The 18,835-nt window shown below is 57.1% G+C and carries 17 protein-coding genes and 2 tRNA genes; 11 read left to right on the top strand and 8 right to left on the bottom strand.

All coding sequences use genetic code 11. The features are described 5' to 3' along the window. Window positions 1-6 precede the first annotated feature (6 nt). Window positions 7-444, bottom strand: a complete 438-nt coding sequence (locus O146_RS0102880) for a Fur family transcriptional regulator (RefSeq protein WP_023019117.1) — start codon at window positions 442-444, stop codon at window positions 7-9. 13 nt (window positions 445-457) lie between these two features. Continuing rightward, the gene (locus O146_RS0102885) at window positions 458-745 is read right to left on the bottom strand and encodes an ArsR/SmtB family transcription factor (RefSeq protein ID WP_021351783.1); all 288 of its coding nucleotides are present in this window, start codon (window positions 743-745) and stop codon (window positions 458-460) included. A gap of 478 nt (window positions 746-1,223) precedes the next feature. On the opposite strand from O146_RS0102885, the gene O146_RS0102890 reads away from it, so the two are divergent. Next, on the top strand, window positions 1,224-2,603 hold the full coding sequence (locus tag O146_RS0102890; protein WP_023019118.1) for a glycine--tRNA ligase: 1,380 nt from the start codon (window positions 1,224-1,226) through the stop codon (window positions 2,601-2,603). 44 nt (window positions 2,604-2,647) lie between these two features. Then, entirely contained in the window at window positions 2,648-3,235 is a 588-nt protein-coding gene (locus O146_RS0102895; RefSeq protein ID WP_027017610.1) for a hypothetical protein, read from the top strand. Here O146_RS0102895 and O146_RS0102900 read toward each other — a convergent pair. Then, a complete protein-coding gene (locus O146_RS0102900; protein ID WP_051619213.1) occupies window positions 3,232-5,514 on the bottom strand; it encodes a TPM domain-containing protein in 2,283 nt (760 codons plus the stop codon). The two genes, O146_RS0102895 and O146_RS0102900, sit on opposite strands and share 4 nt — an antisense overlap. 50 nt (window positions 5,515-5,564) lie before the next feature. Here O146_RS0102900 and O146_RS10900 point away from each other — a divergent pair, with 50 nt between their 5' ends. The 3 genes from O146_RS10900 to dnaG all read left to right on the top strand — a co-directional run bounded on the left by O146_RS10900 (window position 5,565) and on the right by dnaG (window position 9,744). Beyond that, a complete protein-coding gene (locus O146_RS10900; RefSeq protein WP_051619214.1) occupies window positions 5,565-6,347 on the top strand; it encodes a YdcF family protein in 783 nt (260 codons plus the stop codon). Next, entirely contained in the window at window positions 6,344-7,714 is a 1,371-nt protein-coding gene (locus O146_RS0102910; protein ID WP_023019122.1) for a deoxyguanosinetriphosphate triphosphohydrolase, read from the top strand. Before O146_RS10900 ends, O146_RS0102910 begins: the two co-directional genes overlap by 4 nt. Before the next feature lie 125 nt (window positions 7,715-7,839). Then, window positions 7,840-9,744 carry a DNA primase gene (gene dnaG / locus O146_RS0102915; protein ID WP_027017612.1) on the top strand — a complete coding sequence of 635 codons (1,905 nt, stop codon included), beginning with the start codon at window positions 7,840-7,842 and terminating at the stop codon, window positions 9,742-9,744. Between the two features lie 124 nt (window positions 9,745-9,868). Here the strand turns inward: dnaG and O146_RS0102920 are convergent, their stop codons facing one another. After that, the gene (locus tag O146_RS0102920) at window positions 9,869-10,153 is read right to left on the bottom strand and encodes a hypothetical protein (RefSeq protein WP_023019123.1); all 285 of its coding nucleotides are present in this window, start codon (window positions 10,151-10,153) and stop codon (window positions 9,869-9,871) included. Between the two features lie 549 nt (window positions 10,154-10,702). On the opposite strand from O146_RS0102920, the gene O146_RS0102925 reads away from it, so the two are divergent. Continuing rightward, complete coding sequence (locus O146_RS0102925; RefSeq protein WP_023019124.1) at window positions 10,703-11,182, top strand: hypothetical protein; 480 nt, start codon at window positions 10,703-10,705, stop codon at window positions 11,180-11,182. A 480-nt stretch (window positions 11,183-11,662) separates the two neighbouring features. Here O146_RS0102925 and O146_RS0102930 read toward each other — a convergent pair. Continuing rightward, window positions 11,663-11,735, bottom strand: a tRNA-Asn gene (locus tag O146_RS0102930). Between the two features lie 324 nt (window positions 11,736-12,059). Between O146_RS0102930 and O146_RS0102935 the strand changes: the two genes are divergently transcribed. Together O146_RS0102935 and O146_RS0102940 are read left to right on the top strand one after the other, a co-directional pair. Next, window positions 12,060-13,442: a dihydrolipoyl dehydrogenase family protein gene (locus O146_RS0102935; protein WP_023019125.1), complete on the top strand. Its 1,383-nt coding sequence runs from the start codon at window positions 12,060-12,062 to the stop codon at window positions 13,440-13,442. Window positions 13,443-13,562: 120 nt separating this feature from the next. Then, a tRNA-Ile gene (locus tag O146_RS0102940) sits at window positions 13,563-13,636 on the top strand. Between the two features lie 180 nt (window positions 13,637-13,816). On the opposite strand, the gene O146_RS12965 is transcribed toward O146_RS0102940, so the two are convergent. Continuing rightward, a complete protein-coding gene (locus tag O146_RS12965) occupies window positions 13,817-14,029 on the bottom strand; it encodes an excalibur calcium-binding domain-containing protein (protein WP_232218039.1) in 213 nt (70 codons plus the stop codon). Between O146_RS12965 and O146_RS12970 the strand changes: the two genes are divergently transcribed. Next, the gene (locus O146_RS12970) at window positions 13,939-14,133 is read left to right on the top strand and encodes a hypothetical protein (RefSeq protein ID WP_023019127.1); all 195 of its coding nucleotides are present in this window, start codon (window positions 13,939-13,941) and stop codon (window positions 14,131-14,133) included. The genes O146_RS12965 and O146_RS12970 overlap by 91 nt on opposite strands. A gap of 523 nt (window positions 14,134-14,656) precedes the next feature. On the opposite strand, the gene O146_RS0102960 is transcribed toward O146_RS12970, so the two are convergent. Next, window positions 14,657-16,252 carry a glutamate-cysteine ligase family protein gene (locus O146_RS0102960; RefSeq protein WP_023019129.1) on the bottom strand — a complete coding sequence of 532 codons (1,596 nt, stop codon included), beginning with the start codon at window positions 16,250-16,252 and terminating at the stop codon, window positions 14,657-14,659. Window positions 16,253-16,386: 134 nt separating this feature from the next. Here O146_RS0102960 and O146_RS0102965 point away from each other — a divergent pair, with 134 nt between their 5' ends. Further along, window positions 16,387-17,559 (top strand): AAA family ATPase, encoded by a 1,173-nt coding sequence (locus tag O146_RS0102965; protein ID WP_023019130.1) that lies wholly within the window; start codon window positions 16,387-16,389, stop codon window positions 17,557-17,559. Between the two features lie 27 nt (window positions 17,560-17,586). Here O146_RS0102965 and O146_RS0102970 read toward each other — a convergent pair whose 3' ends face one another. Beyond that, on the bottom strand, window positions 17,587-18,096 hold the full coding sequence (locus tag O146_RS0102970; protein WP_023019131.1) for a DinB family protein: 510 nt from the start codon (window positions 18,094-18,096) through the stop codon (window positions 17,587-17,589). Window positions 18,097-18,142: 46 nt separating this feature from the next. Between O146_RS0102970 and O146_RS0102975 the strand changes: the two genes are divergently transcribed. After that, a complete protein-coding gene (locus O146_RS0102975; protein ID WP_023019132.1) occupies window positions 18,143-18,466 on the top strand; it encodes a hypothetical protein in 324 nt (107 codons plus the stop codon). Window positions 18,467-18,835 lie beyond the last annotated feature (369 nt).

An 18,835-nucleotide genomic window follows, 5' to 3' on the forward strand; every position in this document is an offset into this window, starting at 1 on the left:
CCGCAACTATTTGTTGTTGCCGTCTTTCTTACTACTGCAGTCCGCACAGATGCCGAAGACTTCGGCATCGTGGCCAGTGAGCTGAAAACCGTAGTCGGCCACTACATCGCGTGCCCAGCTTTCTACTGGGCCGCCGTCGATTTCTTCGGTGCGGCCGCATTCGGTGCAGACTAAGTGGTGGTGATGATGATGAGATTCGCAGCTGCGGTACAGAGTTTCGCCGGATGGCATGTGCAGCACATCGACGGCATCGATTTCTGATAACGATTGCAGGGTGCGATAGACCGTCGTTAAGCCAACCTGGTTTTCGCGGTGCACTAATTCATGATGAATGGTTTTCGCGGACGCGAACTTGTCTAGGTCGTTTAACACCTGAATAACGGCGGTTCGCTGGCGAGTATTACGCGCGCCTAGTTTCGGGATGGCGGACTGTACGGAAGACATTGCTCCAGTCTATTTAAGGAGCGATGCTAGCCGCAATGGCTGCGATGTTGAGGGCTTCACGGCGGGTCAGTTGGTAGGTGACTTCGCGTCCACAGGCGTGAGAGCTGACCAGACCGGATTGCTTGAGGATGCGCAGGTGCTGGCTTATCAGTGGTTGCGAGCGTCCTAGTTCGCGGACGAGTTCATAGACACAGCAGTCGCGCTGGCTTAAGCAGTGCAGGATTTGCAGGCGTAGCGGGGAGTTGAGTGCGCGAATAATAGTCGCAGCAGCGGTGGTGTTCGCGATAACGTCGGTAGGCATCACGAGTCCTTCCTGGTGGTTCTTATCTGCCGACACCGATGTGACGAGAGATAGCAATCCCGTGCATAATGGGATCGATCTTCAATAAAAGTTATCTTAAATCTTAAGACACTTCAGACGCCTGAACAAAACTAACCAAGTGTTACCTTATATTTGCAGGGGGTTCGGGTTTTCGTCTCCACCCCCATACGGGGATATTTATGTATCGGGAAGGCGGCCCCGGCAAACCCGCCCCCGGTAATCCGCGCCTGGAAAACCCGCGCTCGGTAGCCCTGGTCCGGCAACGCTGGTTCGGCAGTGCTGGTTTGGCAAACTCATATCGGCGTTGTGCAGCGGCGGCTTGTCTGGCGCCGCGGACGCAAACACAAGAATCGAGAAGTTCGGCAGTCTGGACTACCTAACTCAGGTATGTTTTCCGATGCACGGTAGGATGGCCTGCGAGAACCGACTTATCCCCTACCAGAGGAGTCCTTTTACAATGGCGAATGTCATCGACACCGTCGTAAACCTATGCAAGCGTCGCGGCCTGGTCTATCAAGCAGGTGAAATCTATGGCGGCTCGCGCTCGGCATGGGACTACGGCCCGCTCGGCGTCGAATTGAAAGAAAACATCAAACGCCAGTGGTGGCGTCACATGGTGCAATCCCGCGATGACGTCGTCGGCATTGACTCTTCCATCATCCTGCCGCGTCAGACCTGGGTCTCGTCCGGCCACGTTGAAGTGTTTACCGACCCGTTGGTGGAATCGCTGTATACCCACAAGCGTTACCGTGCTGATCATCTGCTGGAAGCCTATGAGGAAAAGCATGGCCACCCACCAGAAAACGGCCTGGCAGATATCAACGATCCAGAAACCGGCCAGCCAGGTAACTGGACTGAGCCGCGCGCGTTTTCTGGATTGCTGAAGACCTTCCTAGGCCCAGTCGACGACGAAGAAGGCCTGCACTACCTGCGCCCAGAAACTGCGCAGGGTATTTTCGTGAACTTCAAGAATGTGCTGACCTCTTCGCGCATGAAGCCACCATTCGGCATCGCGAATATCGGTAAGTCCTTCCGTAACGAGATCACCCCGGGTAACTTCATCTTCCGCACCCGCGAGTTCGAGCAGATGGAGATGGAGTTCTTCGTCGAGCCTGGCACCGATGAAGAATGGCACCAGTACTGGATCGATGATCGGCACCAGTGGTACATCGACCTGGGCATTAAGCCAGAAAACCTGCGTTTGTACGAGCACCCACCAGAGTCGCTGTCGCACTACTCCAAACGCACCGTTGACGTGGAATACGCTTTCGGTTTCCAGGGCTCCAAGTGGGGCGAGTTGGAAGGCGTGGCCAACCGCACTGACTACGACTTGCGCGTGCACCAAGAAGGCTCGGGCGAAGACATGTCGTACTACGACCAGACCAAGGAAGAGCGCTGGATTCCGTACGTGATTGAACCTGCCGCTGGCCTGGGTCGTTCCATGATGGCTTTCCTTGTCGACGCCTACCACGAGGAAGAAGCACCTAATGCCAAGGGCGGAACCGACAAGCGCGTCGTGCTGCGCCTGGACCGTCGCCTGGCTCCGGTCAAGGTAGCGGTTTTGCCGTTGTCCAAGAAGGAAGAATTGACCGGCCCAGCCAAGGAATTGTCGCAGAAGCTGCGCCAGCACTGGAATGTTGATTTCGATACTTCCGGTGCTATCGGTCGCCGCTACCGCCGCCATGATGAGATCGGTACGCCGTTCTGTGTGACCTATGACTTCGATTCTTTGGAAGACGGAGCCGTCACCGTGCGCGAGCGCGACACCATGGAGCAAGAGCGCGTGGCCATCGAGGATCTGGAATCCTACTTGGCTGCACGCCTGGTCGGTTGCTAAACGCTTATAGCCCCGTAAACGGGGCTCGATAGAAAGGCACGCGCATGCGCTACACCAGTTGGGACCGTAATGACCGCAATACCCCGGTGTTGCTGGAAGAAGACGGGCCAAACCGTCTGGGAGTGTTCAGCGATGAGCTGGCGCAGCTGGACGGGGCCAACTGGCAGCTGCAGGTAGAGCAGTCTCGTGGGATTGAAGCCGTGGATGCTGAAAGCTCGCAGCTGAAGCTGTCTGTCGAAGGCAACCTAGCGCGTGCATCGCGTTTGCTTGCCCGCGTGGGCAAGCGCGAATTTACCTTGATCAATGAATCCGGCAAGAATTGGATCATTGACGACGAAAACGGCAACAAGGTTGCCCAATTCAGCGGTGCTAACCGGGGAGTGCGCCGCGCCATCTTGGAATTCGATGGACCTACAGCTGCTGGGGCAGCAGCCAGTGGACCAGCAGGTGCTGGGGTAGGAGCCAGTGGGGAAGAAACCCGTGGGGCAGAAGCATTGAGCCGCGACGAAATCATCGCGCTGAGTTTTAGCGCACGCATGATCCTGGAATCACGGCTGTCGTCGTCGGCAGTAGGCATCATCGCCACACTATTGTTATGCACAATCGTGGCGATCCTGGCCTTCTTGTTCTAGAACGAGCCGCCGGAGTGACCGCCACCGAAGCCACCACCCCCACCAAAGCCTCCGCCGCCACCGAAACCGCCGCCGAAGCCACTGCTGCCGCCGGATCCGCCCAAGATGGACCCCAGCACCATTCCGGTTAACAAAGAACCGGTGGAGCTGCGACCACGGCGGTAACCATAGCCACCGCGTCTGGTGGGGCCACCGGGGCCGCCAAAACCACCGTGCTCATTCATCGACCGCTGGTGGTCTTTCACGTCGTCTTCAGCGCGCTTAATCGCGGCTTGTGCCGCCTGACCGGCGCCACGGGCAGCCTCAATGCCTAAACGCGCATCCGTCTGACGCAACTGCAGGGCCTCGGCGTGCATGCGTTGGGCGTCGGCAAGCGCGGTCCGAGCCCCGGATTTCACGATTCGTCCGCGGGAAGAAATCAGATCCTCTGCAGCCTGAATTCGCGAATTCGCAGACTCTAGCTGTTGTTGCAAAAGCTGCAACGTGCGCTGGTGATCGGCGGATTTCTCGCGCACCCGGTCCAGCTTGTCGTCCAGTTCGGTATCAGCATCCAGTAGTTGGTTGTAGCTGCCCAGCGGATCACTGTCTTTATTTTCTTTGGCGTGCGCCAGCGCTTGTTGTGCGTTGTCGACGACGGAATCGAGCCGGTCCCAATCTGCCGGAGTACCATCGTGCGAGCCGCGTTGCTTCAACTGCGCCGCCTCGTCGATTTCTTCTTCTACTTCAGCAATCAGATCGTTGATACTGGATTTCGCGGTAGCAATATCTGAACGCGCGTTTTCCACGCCGTCGAGAAGCCGGGTGGTGACCTCCAGCGCATGTTCTGTTTCGCGGATGGTTTCTACTAATCCCTGCTGCTGACCAGCCGGCTTATCCTGCAGCTCGTTAGCGTGCGAGAGCAAATCCTCGGCTTCTTCCAAGGAAACCTCGGCCATCTCTGGGTTATCTGCGATGGTATGCAGTACTTCTGGAGAGTAGCTTTCCCGCAATGAGGCCATGGTGGATTGCGCGCGCTGCAACTGGGAGCGTGCAGCGACGCTGCGCTGGGTGAGCTCGGCAATCTTAGAATCCGCCTGCGCCAGCAAGTTGCGCATCTCCGCGAATTTTTCGGCCTGGGAATCCAACTCACGGTCGGCCTTGCCACAATCAGAGATGATTTCCACCAACCGTGCACGACGCTGATCTTCCGGCAGAGTGTTATGCGCGTCCAACTCTTTTTTCGTGCGGAAGGCGCGCTGCATGACAGATTTAGAATTGTTCATCGCGCGCGTGAATTGTCGGACACGGTCGGCACCGAATTCTGCGGTTGCCAAGTCCAGTTCTTCCTTCGCGCGCCGGATGGACTCATCAGTCGAGGTGATTTCTTCATCGGCGCGCTCTTCCAACGTCGCCACCGGCAGGCGCAGCAGCGAGCTGGTGTCGTCCGGAGAAATTCCGCGCGCATCGGAGAGCAGCTGGGAGGAATTTTGTTGGGTTTTCCGGCGGTTGTAATACCACACACCACCGCCACCTGCGACGGCTGCGAGACCACCGGCTGCAAGCCAGCCTGCCCCAGACGAGTCACTGCCGCCAGCATTACCAGCGCCGCCAGCAGAACCCGTGCGCACGGCTTGTGCAGCAGCGAGCCCGGCGCCGGCGAAGTTGTCGTTAATCAACTCGTCGTACGCGGCGGCGGAAGCAGCATCGAGTTTGTTTTGGCTCCAGGTGCCGCCCGGCGAGGCGTAGACATCGTATTGTCTGTCGTCCACGGCAATGGCCAGCACACCGACGTTGCTGCCCTGGCCGCCACCGTTGGCCGCGGCTGTGGTCTCTGCGTATTCCTGCGCGCTCATCCCGCCGAAGGTGTCGGTGTAGACGATATAGAACTGAATGCGATCCGACTGTTGCAACTGTTTGAGCTCGTCGTTAATTGCTTGCTCGTCGTCCGCGGACAGGATGCCGACGCCGTCGACCAGCTGGCTATTGAGCCGCCCCGCATCGACGGCCTGGGTAAGAACCGTGGTGTGGGCGGGTAATGGGCGCTCGGCGGTTGCTGCTAGGTGTGTTTCGGCTAACGCGGGGGATTCGGTGGCAGCGCTGGCGTCGGCAGCACCCATGCCGAACGACGCAGCCCAGCCTGTTGCCGCGAAAGCCGCCGCAATTCCAGCAGTAGTTCGAAATCCACCGCGGGCACCGGAGCCGAGCAGACGGCGTCGAAAAGCGATGGCCGGACGGGCACCGGAAGCCTGCGCGTGCGCTGTAGACGTTGAAGACTCGAGAGAAGTTGAATTCTGCCGCATGGCGACGATGATACCCGCGAAGCCAGGACGGTTAAGGCAGACTAGAGGGCGTGAATTCACTAAAAATTGCACGGAGGGGCCTGGCTGCGCTGGCGGGTACGTCGTTGCTAGGGGCGGTTGTACAGGCCAGCCGGGTGCTCACCGTGGCCTATCGGCGCCGTTACCTGCCGGTCTACGATCCCGAGGCCATCGTGGTTTTAGGCACTGCGCAGTACAACGGAACCCCGTCGCGGCAATTCGCAGCGCGTCTGGAACAAGCGGTGTTTGCTGCGCGTATTTTCCCCGACGCTCAGGTGTTCTGCGTGGGCGGCGCGCTGCCGGGCGATACCGAAACTGAGGCTGCGGTTGGTGCAAAATATTTGCAGGCACGTGGGATTGTCTGGGCGGAAGGCATTGGTGTGGGCTCGGATACTGCAGCGAGCCTGGCGGCGACGTTCCACCGCTACCCGGAGCTGCGGGGCCGTGATGTGTTGCTGGTGACTGATCCGAACCATAGCGCGAGGGCGGAAAAAATCGCGCGGCGTTTTGGTGTGTTACCGCAGGCTTTTCCCACACCGTATTCACCTTGCCAATTTCCGAGCTTGGCTTGGTGGAAATCGTTGTTACACGAGATCGGCGGGTTGACCGTGGCGGATGTGCATGTGCTGGCGGGAGCATCGGCGGCGGTTAGGCTAGAAAGTGTGCTGCGGAAAGCGCAGGCGCTGGTGTGGCCCTCGCGGCGCATGCGCCATGAGTATTTGCGTGCACAGCACGAGCATGAGCATGAGCATGAGCAGGCGCGGGTGCAGGTGCAACAGCAATGCGGAGAAAACGGGCAGGAGAGTAGCCAGTGACAGCAGCCGGGAAGGTCTACCGCTACGGCGTCGCAGATACGCAGCGTCGTTATGCAGAACAGGCGAAACAATCGCACTTGTCGACGGCTACTACCACCAGCACCGGTAGTTTGCTGGATCCGGCGAGCGTAGAAAACGCAGAACAGCGTGACGAGTTTTCCCGTGATCGTGCCCGCGCGCTGCACTCGGCTGCGCTGCGTCGGTTAGCGGATAAAACCCAGGTGGTGGGCCCACGCGATGGGGATACTCCGCGCACTCGCCTGACACATTCCCTGGAGGTTGCGCAGATTTCCCGTGGCATCGGCGAAGGCCTGGGCCTGAACCCGGATTTGTGCGAGATGGCAGGGCTCATCCACGATATCGGCCACCCGCCGTATGGTCACAATGGTGAGACCGCGCTCAACGAGCTTGCCGACGAATGCGGCGGCTTCGAAGGCAATGCGCAAACCTTGCGGATTCTGACGCTGTTGGAACCGAAGATTCTGGACGACGCTGGCACAAGCCGCGGGCTGAACCTGACCCGGGCGGCACTTGATGCGGCGTGTAAATATCCACGTACCAAGACCAATGCGGATGGCAGCACCAACCGAAAATATGGCTGCTATGACGAACAAGCCGACGTGCTCGATTGGATCCGCGCCCATGATCCGGCGGGAAACCACCGTAGCGGCCAGGCGCGGCCCACGATGGAAGCGCAAACCATGGACTGGTCGGACGATATTGCTTATTCCGTGCACGATGTCGAAGACGGCGTGGTCGCTGGGCGCGTGAACCTGGCGGTGCTGTGGGACCTGGTGGAGTTGGCCGCGTTGTCCGAAAAGGGAGCCAAGGCTTTCGGCGGGGATGCCGAAGAACTTCTCGACGCCGCCGGTGCGCTACGCGAATTGCCGATCATCAATGCCGCAGTAGATTTCACCCCGAGCCTGCACGGGTACGTACAGCTGAAAGCCATGACTTCCGAGCTAGTAGGCAGGTACGTTGGCGCGACTATTGCGGCGAGCCGGGAGCACAACGCGGAGCTCGTCGGCAAGGGCGAACTAGGGCGTTACCAGGGTGAACTGCTGGTTCCGCGACAGGCAGCCGCCGAGGTGAAGTTATTGAAAACCCTGGCTGTTCTGTACGTGATGGATGAGCCCTCGCACTTAGCGCGACAAGACCGGCAGCGCGAGCGGGTCTATAACGTTTACGACTATTTGGTGGCTGGCGCGCCGGGGTCGTTAGACCCGATGTTTGGGCTGTGGTGGCGGCAAGCAGAGAACTCAGCGCAGCGGCAGCGCGTGATCATTGACCAGATTGCCTCGATGACGGAATCGCGGTTGGAACGCTTGGCCCAGCAGGCCGCGCAGCTATCCGGGTTTTTGCACTAGCACTAGCGTGCTGCCCGGCTATCCGCGAGCAGTAGGCCCACTCTTGATGGCCAGTATCCTCGAGCATTCGGCCCAATCCTGGTGGCCAGCTACGCTGTCGCGCCCGGAAAAGGTAGTCTTTGGGCATGGCTCAAGGACGGATCCCCGATAGTGATATTCAGGCAATCCGCGAACGTGCAGCTATCGACGAGATCGTCGGCGAGTACGTACAACTAAAAAACGCGGGGCACGATTCACTCAAGGGGCTGTCGCCGTTTAAAGACGAAAAGACGCCGTCGTTTCATGTGCGTCCGCAGCGCGGCTATTATCACTGCTTTTCCTCCGGCAAAGGTGGCGATGTTTTCAGCTTCCTGATGGAAATGGAACAGCTGACATTCCCGGAGGCTGTGGAAGCCGTCGCGGAAAAGATCGGTTATCACATCACGTATCAGGGCGGAACCACTGGTGGTCGGCGGGAAAAACCTGGCACCCGCCAGCGCCTGATCCAGGCCAATCGTGTGGCGCACGAGTTTTATCGTGAGCAGCTCGAAACCGAGCAAGCGCGCACTGGGCGGGAATTTTTGCTGGACCGCGGGTTTTCCCGCGAGCAGATCTACGAGTTTGAAATCGGTTATGCCCCGGCAGGTTGGGACACAATGACCAAGCATTTGCTGCGCAAGGGCTTCGAGTTTGATGAGCTAGACAAGGCAGGCCTGTCGAAGATGGGCAAGCGCGGCCCGATTGACCGTTTCCACCGTCGGCTGTTGTGGCCGATCAAAGATATCGCCGGCAACGTGATTGGTTTTGGCGCCCGCAAGCTTTTCGACGACGACAAGTCGGGCAAGTACATGAACACCCCGGATACCATGCTGTATCACAAATCCAAAGTGTTGTTTGGCCTGGACATGGCGAAAAAGCATATCGCTGCTGGGCATCAGGCGGTGGTCGTGGAAGGCTACACGGACGTCATGGCGATGCATGCCGCGGGGGTGAAAACCGCGATCGCTGCCTGCGGTACCGCTTTTGGCCAGGATCACTTGCAGGTGATCCGCCGATTGATGCTGGACGATAACTATTTCAGCGGTGAGCTGATTTATACCTTCGACGGTGACGAGGCTGGGCAGAAGGCTGCGTTGCGCGCATTTTCCGGCGAACAGAAATTTTCGGGACAGTCTTTCGTAGCTATTGCTCCGCCGGGGATGGACCCGTGCGACCTGCGCTTGGAACGCGGCGACGCCGCGGTGCGGGATCTGGTGGCTGACCGGATCCCGATGTTTGAGTTCGTGATTCAGTCCATCCTGGCCAGCCACAAGCTGGATACTGCTGAAGGGCGCCTTCAGGCTTTACGACGCACCGTGCCGGTGGTTGCTGGTATTCGTGACAAACCGCTGCAGATGGAATACGCGCGGCGCTTGTCCGGGTGGGTCGGCTGGGATAGCCCGGATGAGGTCGTCGCGCAGGTGCGCAAGGAGGCGGCGAAGGCGCAGAACCCGCAGGAAACGGTGAAACGTGCGCGTCGGTTTGATAATGACAGCCAGCGTGATGCCCGGCAGGACAAGCCCGGCATCGTCGCGCCGAACCCGCGGGATACTTACTTGTGGCCGCAGCGGGAATCGCTGAAACTGGCGCTGCAGTACCCGCAGCACGTCGGCGAGTACTTCGACGGCTTGGGTGAAGATGTCTTCAGCAACGAGGCTTACCGCGCGGTGCGTGCCGCGATTTACCAAGCCGGGGGAGTAGCTAATGCCAGCGACGGCGTCGACTGGATCGCTGCGGTCGCTGAGCACATGGCGGATCTGGTGGGGCGTTCGCTGGTCTCAGAATTGGCGGTGGAAGAAATTCGCTATGCAAGTGCGGGACTGCAAGCCTACGTTGACATGGTTTTATCCCGGTTGCAGGAAGCTCGGGTAGGCGATCAGATCGCGCAGTTGAAAGCACAGTTACAACGCATGCGTCCGAGTGATGATGAGCAGACCTATCACTCGTTGTTTGCCGATTTGGTGGCCTTGGAGCAGGCGCGCCGGGACCTGATTGCTCGGGCTTTCCGGTAGCTAGCTACTTGCGGGTTGCGCGCGTCCCGGGGTAGTGGGCTGCTAGTTAGTCGCCGTCGCGCTCGCGCTAGTCTTTGTGGCTGGCACTAGTCTTCGTCGGCGCTCGCTATCCCTCGTCGGTGCGCTAGTCTTCGTCGTGTTCGTAGATACGGTCTGCTGCTGCGCGGCCGTCGTACTCAGCATCGTTGCGCTTGCCATTTTTGCCGGCGCGTAAGTCTTTGACCTCGCGCATGCGTGGTTCCGGGTCCAGCTTGTTGGCGATGGCCTTGCGGGTTGAACGAGCCACGGATTGGGTGACTGGGGAGTTGATCGCCTTTTCGTAGGCGCCTTTGATTTGGTGGAACCGCTTTCGGCCCGCCTTCGTGCCGAAGACGTATCCCGCGGTGGCACCGACGACGAACTGAATCATGGTGAAACGTTTCCCTTTTCCTCGCGTTTGTTGTGCACGTGCTCGCGCAGGGGCGTGCAATGAACTGTGCTCTAGCCTACCTGCCTCAGCTTACTAGTTTAGGTCTACTGACTTGGTCTGGTTGTTTCTTTGGTTGGCGCGGCCTAGTTGGTTCGGTCTAGCTGTTTAGGTTTACTGGCTTGGTCTGGTTGTTTCAACCTAGTTGTTTCGGTGGCTTTAGCTGGTGCGGGGGTGACGGGATTCTACCGCGGCGTGGTGGTGCGAATAAGGGGTTTTCTTGTGCACACTAGTTAAATCAGATTTTCTGGTTCGTGTGCCCAAAATCCTAGTTTTTTGAGCGTTACCTAGTAATTTTAAGGCAAGCGTAACCACCGTCACTAGGTAGCTTGCTGTGATATGTGCCCCACATTTTGGGGTTTAGGCACCTTGTTGACGTGTCACTATAGGTATACTCACTAAACGTGTCGAGCTGGAGTTCTCAGAGGTTAGACACCGCCTCCCCAGCAAACGCTGGGAAAACTCACAAGACTCACAAGAAGGGTTGAAGACATGAAATCGAATACTTTCCGCCGCGTTTCCATCGCGGCAGCCACCGCCGCTCTGGGCCTGACCCTGGCAGCCTGCAGCAATGGTGGCAATGGTGCCCCAGTGACCGTCACTGAAACCGCAGCACCAGCACAACAGAATAACCAGAACAACCAAAACAGTGGCCAGGAAACTGTCACCGTAACTGAAGGTGCTGGCGCTAACGCTGGCAACAACGCCGGTGCCGGTGCCGGAGCTGGCCAGGCGGGTGGCGGCGCTGCCACCAACAACCTGCCTACCGATATCACTGGCTACACCGGTGAAGCAGAGCGTGACCTGACCGAAGAGCGTCTGACTAAGGACGAAGTAGCTCAGGTTCTGCAGCGCGCCCACAATGGTCAAGCCAAGGTTAAGTGGGACAACGACGGCTACTGGGAAGTTGAATCTGGTGGCATCGACATCGACATCGACCAGAACGGTTTGATTCTTAACGTTGACCGTTAAATAGGTCACCTCGGCTTCTGCATAGCTTTTGTGACTATGCAGGGCATTCACTAATTGGTTCTTTTGGGAACCCAGCGAAACCGCCCGATGCGCGCATAGCGTGCCGGGCGGTTTTCTTATGTCGTGGTGGCGAGGGGGCCCATCGCCAGCAATCATTTCCCGCGGGAGTCATGTCGCCGGGGATCGTCGTGCGCGGGAATCATGTCGCCGGGAGGCATGTCTATTGTGTCTTTTTTACAAATAGGCCCGCTGAAAGAGGCCGTTTTCGTTCACTATTTGTAAAAAAGACACAAAATATCTAGATCCCGACACCGGGCAACAATCCCGGACACACTTTTGCTACTTAACCCCGCACTTTTGTGGCACAGCCCATTTGTCACATATCCCGTATATCCCGCCCTCGCATAAGCCTAGTCGGATTCAGGCACGGAAAAGCCCCGCAAGTCAGTGCATTTACTGACCCGCGGGGCTGAAATATTGCTCCTCCAACTGGGCTCGAACCAGTGACCCTTCGATTAACAGTCGAATGCTCTGCCAACTGAGCTATGGAGGATTATTTTCTACGTCTTCTGGCTTGACCTTTGGTTCTGATTTGCTCTGAACCTTTCGGCCTGTGCCTTCCGGCGCAACGATGATTAACTATATAAGTGTATTTGGTGTAGTGCAAATCGCCAGCGCATAGGCGTTTTTTGGCCGAGTTTGTAGCCTTCTTATCTGTAGCGTTCTTATCTATTGTGATGACTGTAACCTGCCAGGCGGGAATTATCTGGGATTCCTTGTCGTTGCGGAGGGTAGTAACACCGATTGGTGCCGATTGAAGGCAATCGGCGCTAATCGGACAGATTTACCGAATGAACGAAGAAAGGCCTAACAACGAATGACTGAAAACATGAAGGTCGACGTTCTGGTTATTGGTTTCGGCAAAGCCGGTAAAACCATCGCTATGAAACGAGCCGCATCAGGTGACCGCGTGGCGCTCGTTGAGCAATCCAGCGCCATGTACGGCGGAACCTGCATCAACATTGGCTGCGTGCCGACGAAAGCCCTGCTCACCGACGCAGAACGTCACCACGCCAAACCCACCACTGATGATTCCACGGCTTTTTCGGAAGCCATCCAGCGTCGCGGAACGCTGACGTCGAAGATGAACCAGGTGAACCTGGACCTCGCGGAAGGCAAAGGCGTCATTGTCGTCGACGGTCACGCTAGCTTCATTAGCGAAAAGACCGTGGAAGTCACCGGCGGCGAAGAGCGCATGGAAATCACCGGAGAGACGGTCATCATCAACACCGGCGCTGAGCCCGTCGTCTTGCCGTTGCCAGGCGCCGACCTGGAGCGCGTCATCGACTCCACCCAGGCACAGCGGTTGGACGAACGCCCAGACTCCCTGCTGATCGTTGGCGGCGGCCCTATCGGCATGGAATTCGCAACCTACTTCGCCAAGTTCGGCACGAAAGTGACCGTGGTCGATACCGTCGACAAGCCATTTGCCAACTTTGATCGCGACATTGCAGAACACGTCGGCACGATCATGGACAACTTGGGCATTACTTGGATCACGGGAGCCCAGGTCACTGAATTCCGCGAAAGCGGCGCCGATGCTGTCACTACTGTGTGGAAAGACGGTGACGGCAACGAACAAACCGCGGATACCGCGCAGGTACTGGTCGCCGTCGGGCGGAAACCAGCGACGAAAGACCTCGGTCTGGATAAGGCAGGCATCGAGCTCACTGAGCGCGGGGCAGTAGCCGTCGACAAGCACCTGCGCACCAACGTCGAAGGCATCTACGCCGCGGGTGACGTCAATGGTGGGCCGCAATTTACCTACGTGTCGTTTGATGATCACCGCGTAATTCTGTCGGACCGTTGGGGCGATGGCTCCCGTACGACGGACAACCGTGTGGTGCCGACGACGACGTTCATCGACCCGCCCTTGGCGACGGTTGGTTTGGGTGAAGATGCTGCCCGCGAGGAAGTCGAAGCACGCGGCAACACTCTGGACGTCAAGGCAGCGGATATCAAGGATATTCCGATCATGCCGCGCCCAAAGATCCTGGGTAAACCTGAAGGGCGCGCGAAGATTTTGGTTGAGCGCGAAACCGACCGCATCGTGGGAGCAACCTTGCTGTGCGTCGATGCCCAGGAGCTGATTAACACGCTGGCGCTGGCGATGTCTGCTGAGATTCCAGCAAGCACCGTCGGTGGTGGAATTTACACTCACCCAAGCTCAAGCGAGGTTTTCAACGCTTTGCTGGGGTAGTGGTAGACGGCGATTAATTTGCCGTTATACTTAAACGATAGTTTCGGTACTTCGGCTCGGCTGCTCCACCGCAGAGATTTTGCGGTAGAGTCCTCGGGCCGTGATGTGCGGGAACTGGAAGGGGCTATAGCTCAGTCGGTTAGAGCAGTGGACTCATAATCCATTGGTCGCGGGTTCGAGCCCCGCTGGCCCCACAGTATGGCATCAGTTGCGTCCTAGTTGACACTAGGAGTCACAACATGGTGGACATGCCGGCGGTATCTGTTTTGATTCAGGTACCGCCGGTTTTTCTCATTTTCGCCCAGATTTCCTGGGCGAGAGTTGAGCAGTCTATTGCTCGGTAGCAAGCAGGGTATTCCCAAAAGTTAAGGTTCTTATTCGCAGGCTACTCCGTCACCGTCGCGGTCCAACTTGGTGCTATAGCCTGGATTTCCTCGGTACAGTGGGGCAGCGCCAGCTGCACGTGCTGCAGCGCAGTTAGGGTAAAAGGCGCTCGGTGCTGGAGCTGGCGCTTCGGCTGGAGCTGGTGCTGGTGCAGGCGCTGGAGCTGGCGCTTCCGCAGGTGCTGGTGCCGGTGCCGGTTCAATATGCTGTTGTTGCTCTGCTGGCTCCGAAGGGAGTATTGGGCTTGGCTCGTCGACATATTTTTCAGGTACATGAGAACCACCAGTGGTGCTTGTCTTCGTGCTAGAAGACTTGGTGGAAGACTTTGTAGTTTTCCGAGTCGTGGAACTTGCGGAAGTTGTGGTCGTTGATTTTCTAGTAGAGGATTCCGTCGGGGTACTCGATGAACTAGTTGTAGTAGCAGGCTTGTTTTCTGGTTGCTTTGATTCTTCAGTTGACGGAAACAGAATCAATCCCAGTACAAATAAGAGAACGGATACAGGGGTGACGATCTTCCAATGCCGATTAAGTGCTGAGGACGGGTTTGAGCGATCTCGACGTTCATGCAACAAGAACCAGGCCCCGGGGATTGCGATTGCCAGTCCAATTAAGATGGCTGCGAAGAAGCCCGCAAACCCGCCGTACGTAGGTGAGGTGATAAAAAACAGGATTCCGAGTCCAACGGAAACCCAGGCAAGAGTCATTTTGATGCGAGAACCATTACCAGGTCGCTGGGTAGAAAATTGTCCAGGGGTGGTCAACGTAAGGCCTTTCAATTAATTGCCAGGAACTCGAACAGAATACCCTAGAAAGTAAAGCTAAAGTTACGTTTAGCTGATATTGGTGGACCAGGTGTGCACCGGCTCGCCGGATTTCTGATTGTCGATATAAGCGCTGAGCATGCGTGCGATGGCTTGCCGACGCAGCGTGCTATCCGGGCCGTCATGATCCTTGGCAGGCGCATCGGTAGTCGCATTGACCGTAGCATCGGCCGTGGAAACGGCGGCAGAAACATCGCGAGCATTAGCGTCGTGACCAGCCTCGGCCCTAAGGGCAGCGGTCGCGTTGTCGAGTGCTGCTAGCTGCCAGGTCGCACCATTCTGTCGGTTCCGTGCGCGCCCTTCGATGATCCCCAGATGCTTCTGAATCAATGCCGGGTTCACCTCGAGTTGCTCCAAGCCCTGCTCGGCTTGCTCCAACAAGTGCTCGGTCACCAATTCGGCGACGGGGATAGTTCCCAGTGTCGGCCAGGTCATGTTTGCGTGGATGCCATCGCGGGCTCCCGCGAAGAAGTTGTTCGCCGCGTTGTCGAAAGACAACCGTGACCACACTGGTCGTGTCTGGCCGACGAGGAAGTTCACCAGGCCGTAGTAAAAAGCAGCATCGGCGACGATATCCGCCACGGTGGGGCCGGCGGGCAACAAGCGGTTTTCCACGCGGATATGGGACAACTCGGTGTTCGGATCATAAATTGGGCGGTTCCAGCGCCAAATCGTGCCGTTTTGCATATTCAGGTAGTGCAAACCAGGCTTGCCATCGGTGACAATCGGAGTGCCGGATTCCACGCGATCTTCGGGCAACAGTGGAGAGAAGTAGCGCACGTTTTCTTCAAACAGATCGAAAGCGCTGGTGATCCATCGCTCACCGAACCACACGCGCGGGCGCACACCTTGCGTCACCAATTCTGGGGTACGGGTATCGATGGATTGCTGGAATACTGGGACGCGGGATTCATGCCAGAGTTTGTGCCCGGCGAAAAGCGGGGAATTCGCGCTCAGCGCGGTTTGCACACCCGCGATGGCTTGCGAGGCATTCCACGCGGCCGCGAAATGGTTCGGGGAAACCTGCAGGTGTAGTTGGATCGACGTGCAAGTGGATTCTGGGGCGATATCTTCGAAGCCGTGCCGGTATTTTTCCTGGCCTTCCAGCTCAATATGGACGAGCTCGCCACGTGATTCCAACACAGAATTCGACAGCGCTTTGTAACGGTTCTCCGAGGTCATCCAGGCTGGATCTTCCAGAAACTCCGTGGTTACGCTGGGTAGGGTGCCGATCATCGCGACTTCCGCACCAGCTTTGTTCGCGGCCATGCGCACAGTGTTGAGCCGCTGGTTCAGCCCGTCTTCCAGTTCTTGCAGGCCGGTGCCAGAAATCGATAGCGGAGGGTGGTTCATCTCCACGTTATAGGCGCCGATTTCCGACTGGTATTCGTCGTCAAGCGCAGCCAACACGTCGCCGTTACATGTCTTTGGCTGCATATTCTTGTCGACGAGGTTGAGCTCGAGTTCCAACCCGATGGTGCCCTGATCGATGAATTCGGCCTGTTGCAAATGGCGGTCGAAGACCTCGAGATCGTCGATCAAACGTTGGCGGTAGCGCGTGCGCTGGCGCGGCGTATAGGACTCGGAATTAACTGCATCACCCATGCTGGCCAAGTATAGACCGGTGTGCGCTGGGGATTCCGACTTTTATGCAGTGCCGGGAAGGGTGAGGTGGAATGGGGCGACCTTATACTTCTTTATACTTTCAGGCAATTTATAAATAAGTATAAAGTGGGGGCATGCAGGAAAGTCCATATACCCCAAGTTCAATTGCTCGTGATCTTGTTGGGCGCGAGCAGCAGCTTCGCCGTGCTCAGATGATGCTGACATCTGTCAGTAGCAATAAACTTGCGGAAGAACTGCAGATTTACGTTGGTCCTCGCGGGGTCGGGAAAACATCTTTACTGCGATCAATTCAATCTGCAGCCCAAAGCCAAAGCTTTGAAACTGTGTGGGTAACAGCAGGTGACGGTGTCGTAATTGACGAATTGGTGTCAGGTATTGAAAAGCTCTTGAACAATCATGCGCGACAAGTTAGCACTGCATTGTGGGACATGATTAAAAACATCAAAGTTAGTATTGCCGGAGTGAGTGTCTCTGGTCCTGGCTCGAGTGAGCTTAAAACTGCAAATATGGGGCCTTCTTCGCATTCGCTTGGTAGGCAATTGCAGGACATTCTCGTAGCGGTGGGTAAGGACTTACAAGGAACCGAGAAAAGTGCCGGACTTGGCATTTTTGTCGACGAGATTCAGCTTGCCGACGGCCCGAGCATCCGTGCATTGGCTTATACCTGGCAACATCTGCAATCAGAAGGTTCGGAATTGCCACTGTTTTGTTTAATGTCTGGTCTTAGCCACAGCCAAGATGTGATCACTGAATATGCGAGCTTTGGCGAACGGTTTAATTATATTAATCTCTCCAATTTGGATGAGGCTAGCTCAGCGGAAGTTCTGCGTCGGCCCGCTGAGAAAATGGGGGTGAAGTGGACGCCATCGGCATTGTTGGATGCTGCTAATACTGCCGCTGGCTACCCATATTTTTTGCAATTAATCGGGGAGTGTTCGTGGGAAGCTGCCGGCCTTCCAGAACCAGGTGGAGTGATTTCTCCTGAGGTGTTAGTGCAGGCAAAATCTATATTCCACAATCGATTGCAGCAATTTTATCGATCACGCTGGATGAAAGCCAGTGAGTCCGAGCAGGAGATCATGGCTGCTATGGCGCAGTATGGGGATGAGCCGGTGAGGCGAGGGAGTATTGCCCAAGAACTTGGGAAACCATCGTCAGCGCTAAGCATGCAGCGTCAGAGTTTGATGGATAAAGGCTTAGTAGAAAGTACAGGATGGGGCATGATGTCTTTTACGGCGCCTGGTTTCGGGGACTTTATCCGCAAGCTGATCGGCGCCGATGAATAAAAGCTGCCCAAAGTAGGTCGACGGTTGCTATCCCGACATCCCGGCGACATAAGTGGCTTGCGCTAGGTGTGCGGTGGCGTCGTCGATAATTGAAACTAAGCGGGTGCCGCGGCTGATCGGTTGGCCTTCATATTCGGTGATGATGTCACTGAGATCATTATCAGCGAGGCTGCCGCAGTAGGCGGCTAAGGCATCGAGCGTTGCGGCGACGTAGCTGCGCAGATGGTCGAAGTCTGCAGCATCATGGAGCTGGATCTGTGCGGCATCGTCGGCAGAATGACCGTAACCCAGGCTGTCGCCTACGTCGCCAAGCGACAGGGCAGCCCGCCACTGGCTGGAATGCCACAACTCGTCGTCGCCGGTAAGGGTCGACAGCTGTACATCAATCTCGCGGCCGGTGTGCCAGAGCAACCAGGCGATGGAATTGGGGTGCCCCTCGGGATGCTGGTTGAGCTGCTCGGCATTAAGGCTGGGTAGCGCGGTGAGCACGTCTTTCGGGCGGGCTGCGAAGTCAAGGAGTACGTCGATTCCGTTCATTCGCCCCATAGTAGTTCTGACTAGTTATCGCGGCAGCAACTCTGCAATGCCTGGGATTGTGGATTGGGGCAACCTTGGCAGCGATGAATTGGGCAGCCCTGCTGATGCCGAAGTTTTGCGGGCAATCGGCGGCAGCGGTTTGGGTGCGCGGCGGGAGTTCGTGTCCGCGCCGCGTTTGGGCGGGGGCGTGAGGTGTTTGGACAAAAGCGAAGCCGAGGGCATCACCGCTGAAATTTATTGCAGCGGTTCACCTGTCACTGGGTCTAACCCGTCGTACCGTGTTCCATCAGGTGCGACGTTGCAAAGCTCTGGTGGACCAACACACGACCGAGATTCTTCCTTGATGTACTCTGGCCCACCATTTTGGTGAAAGCACCAGTCGGAATACTGGGTCGAGCCATCTGACATTAATGCAGGCCCTGGGGTGCCTTCTAAACATTCGACGACAACAGGCTCTGCTGGAGCAACTGGTTGGGCCGGTTGCTGGACTGGTACAGAGCTTTGGGGAGCTTTTTGAGATGGTTCCGGCGGTGTTGCGGAACTAGAAAGTGATGCTTTCGGTGTGGCGTTTGTGCTGGTTTCCGAGGCCGTCGTTGTGCTGCTTGACGACGTCACGGTCGAGGTTGTGCTAGTGGCTGATCTGGTTGTTTGCGACGTCGAAGATGATTCTGTTTCCGCAGTACCATTGCTGCACGCTGCAAGTGTGAATGAGGCAGCTGCGAGAGTTATTATTAGCCGT

Source organism: Corynebacterium pseudodiphtheriticum DSM 44287 (assembly GCF_000688415.1).
In the GTDB taxonomy this organism is placed as follows: domain Bacteria; phylum Actinomycetota; class Actinomycetes; order Mycobacteriales; family Mycobacteriaceae; genus Corynebacterium; species Corynebacterium pseudodiphtheriticum.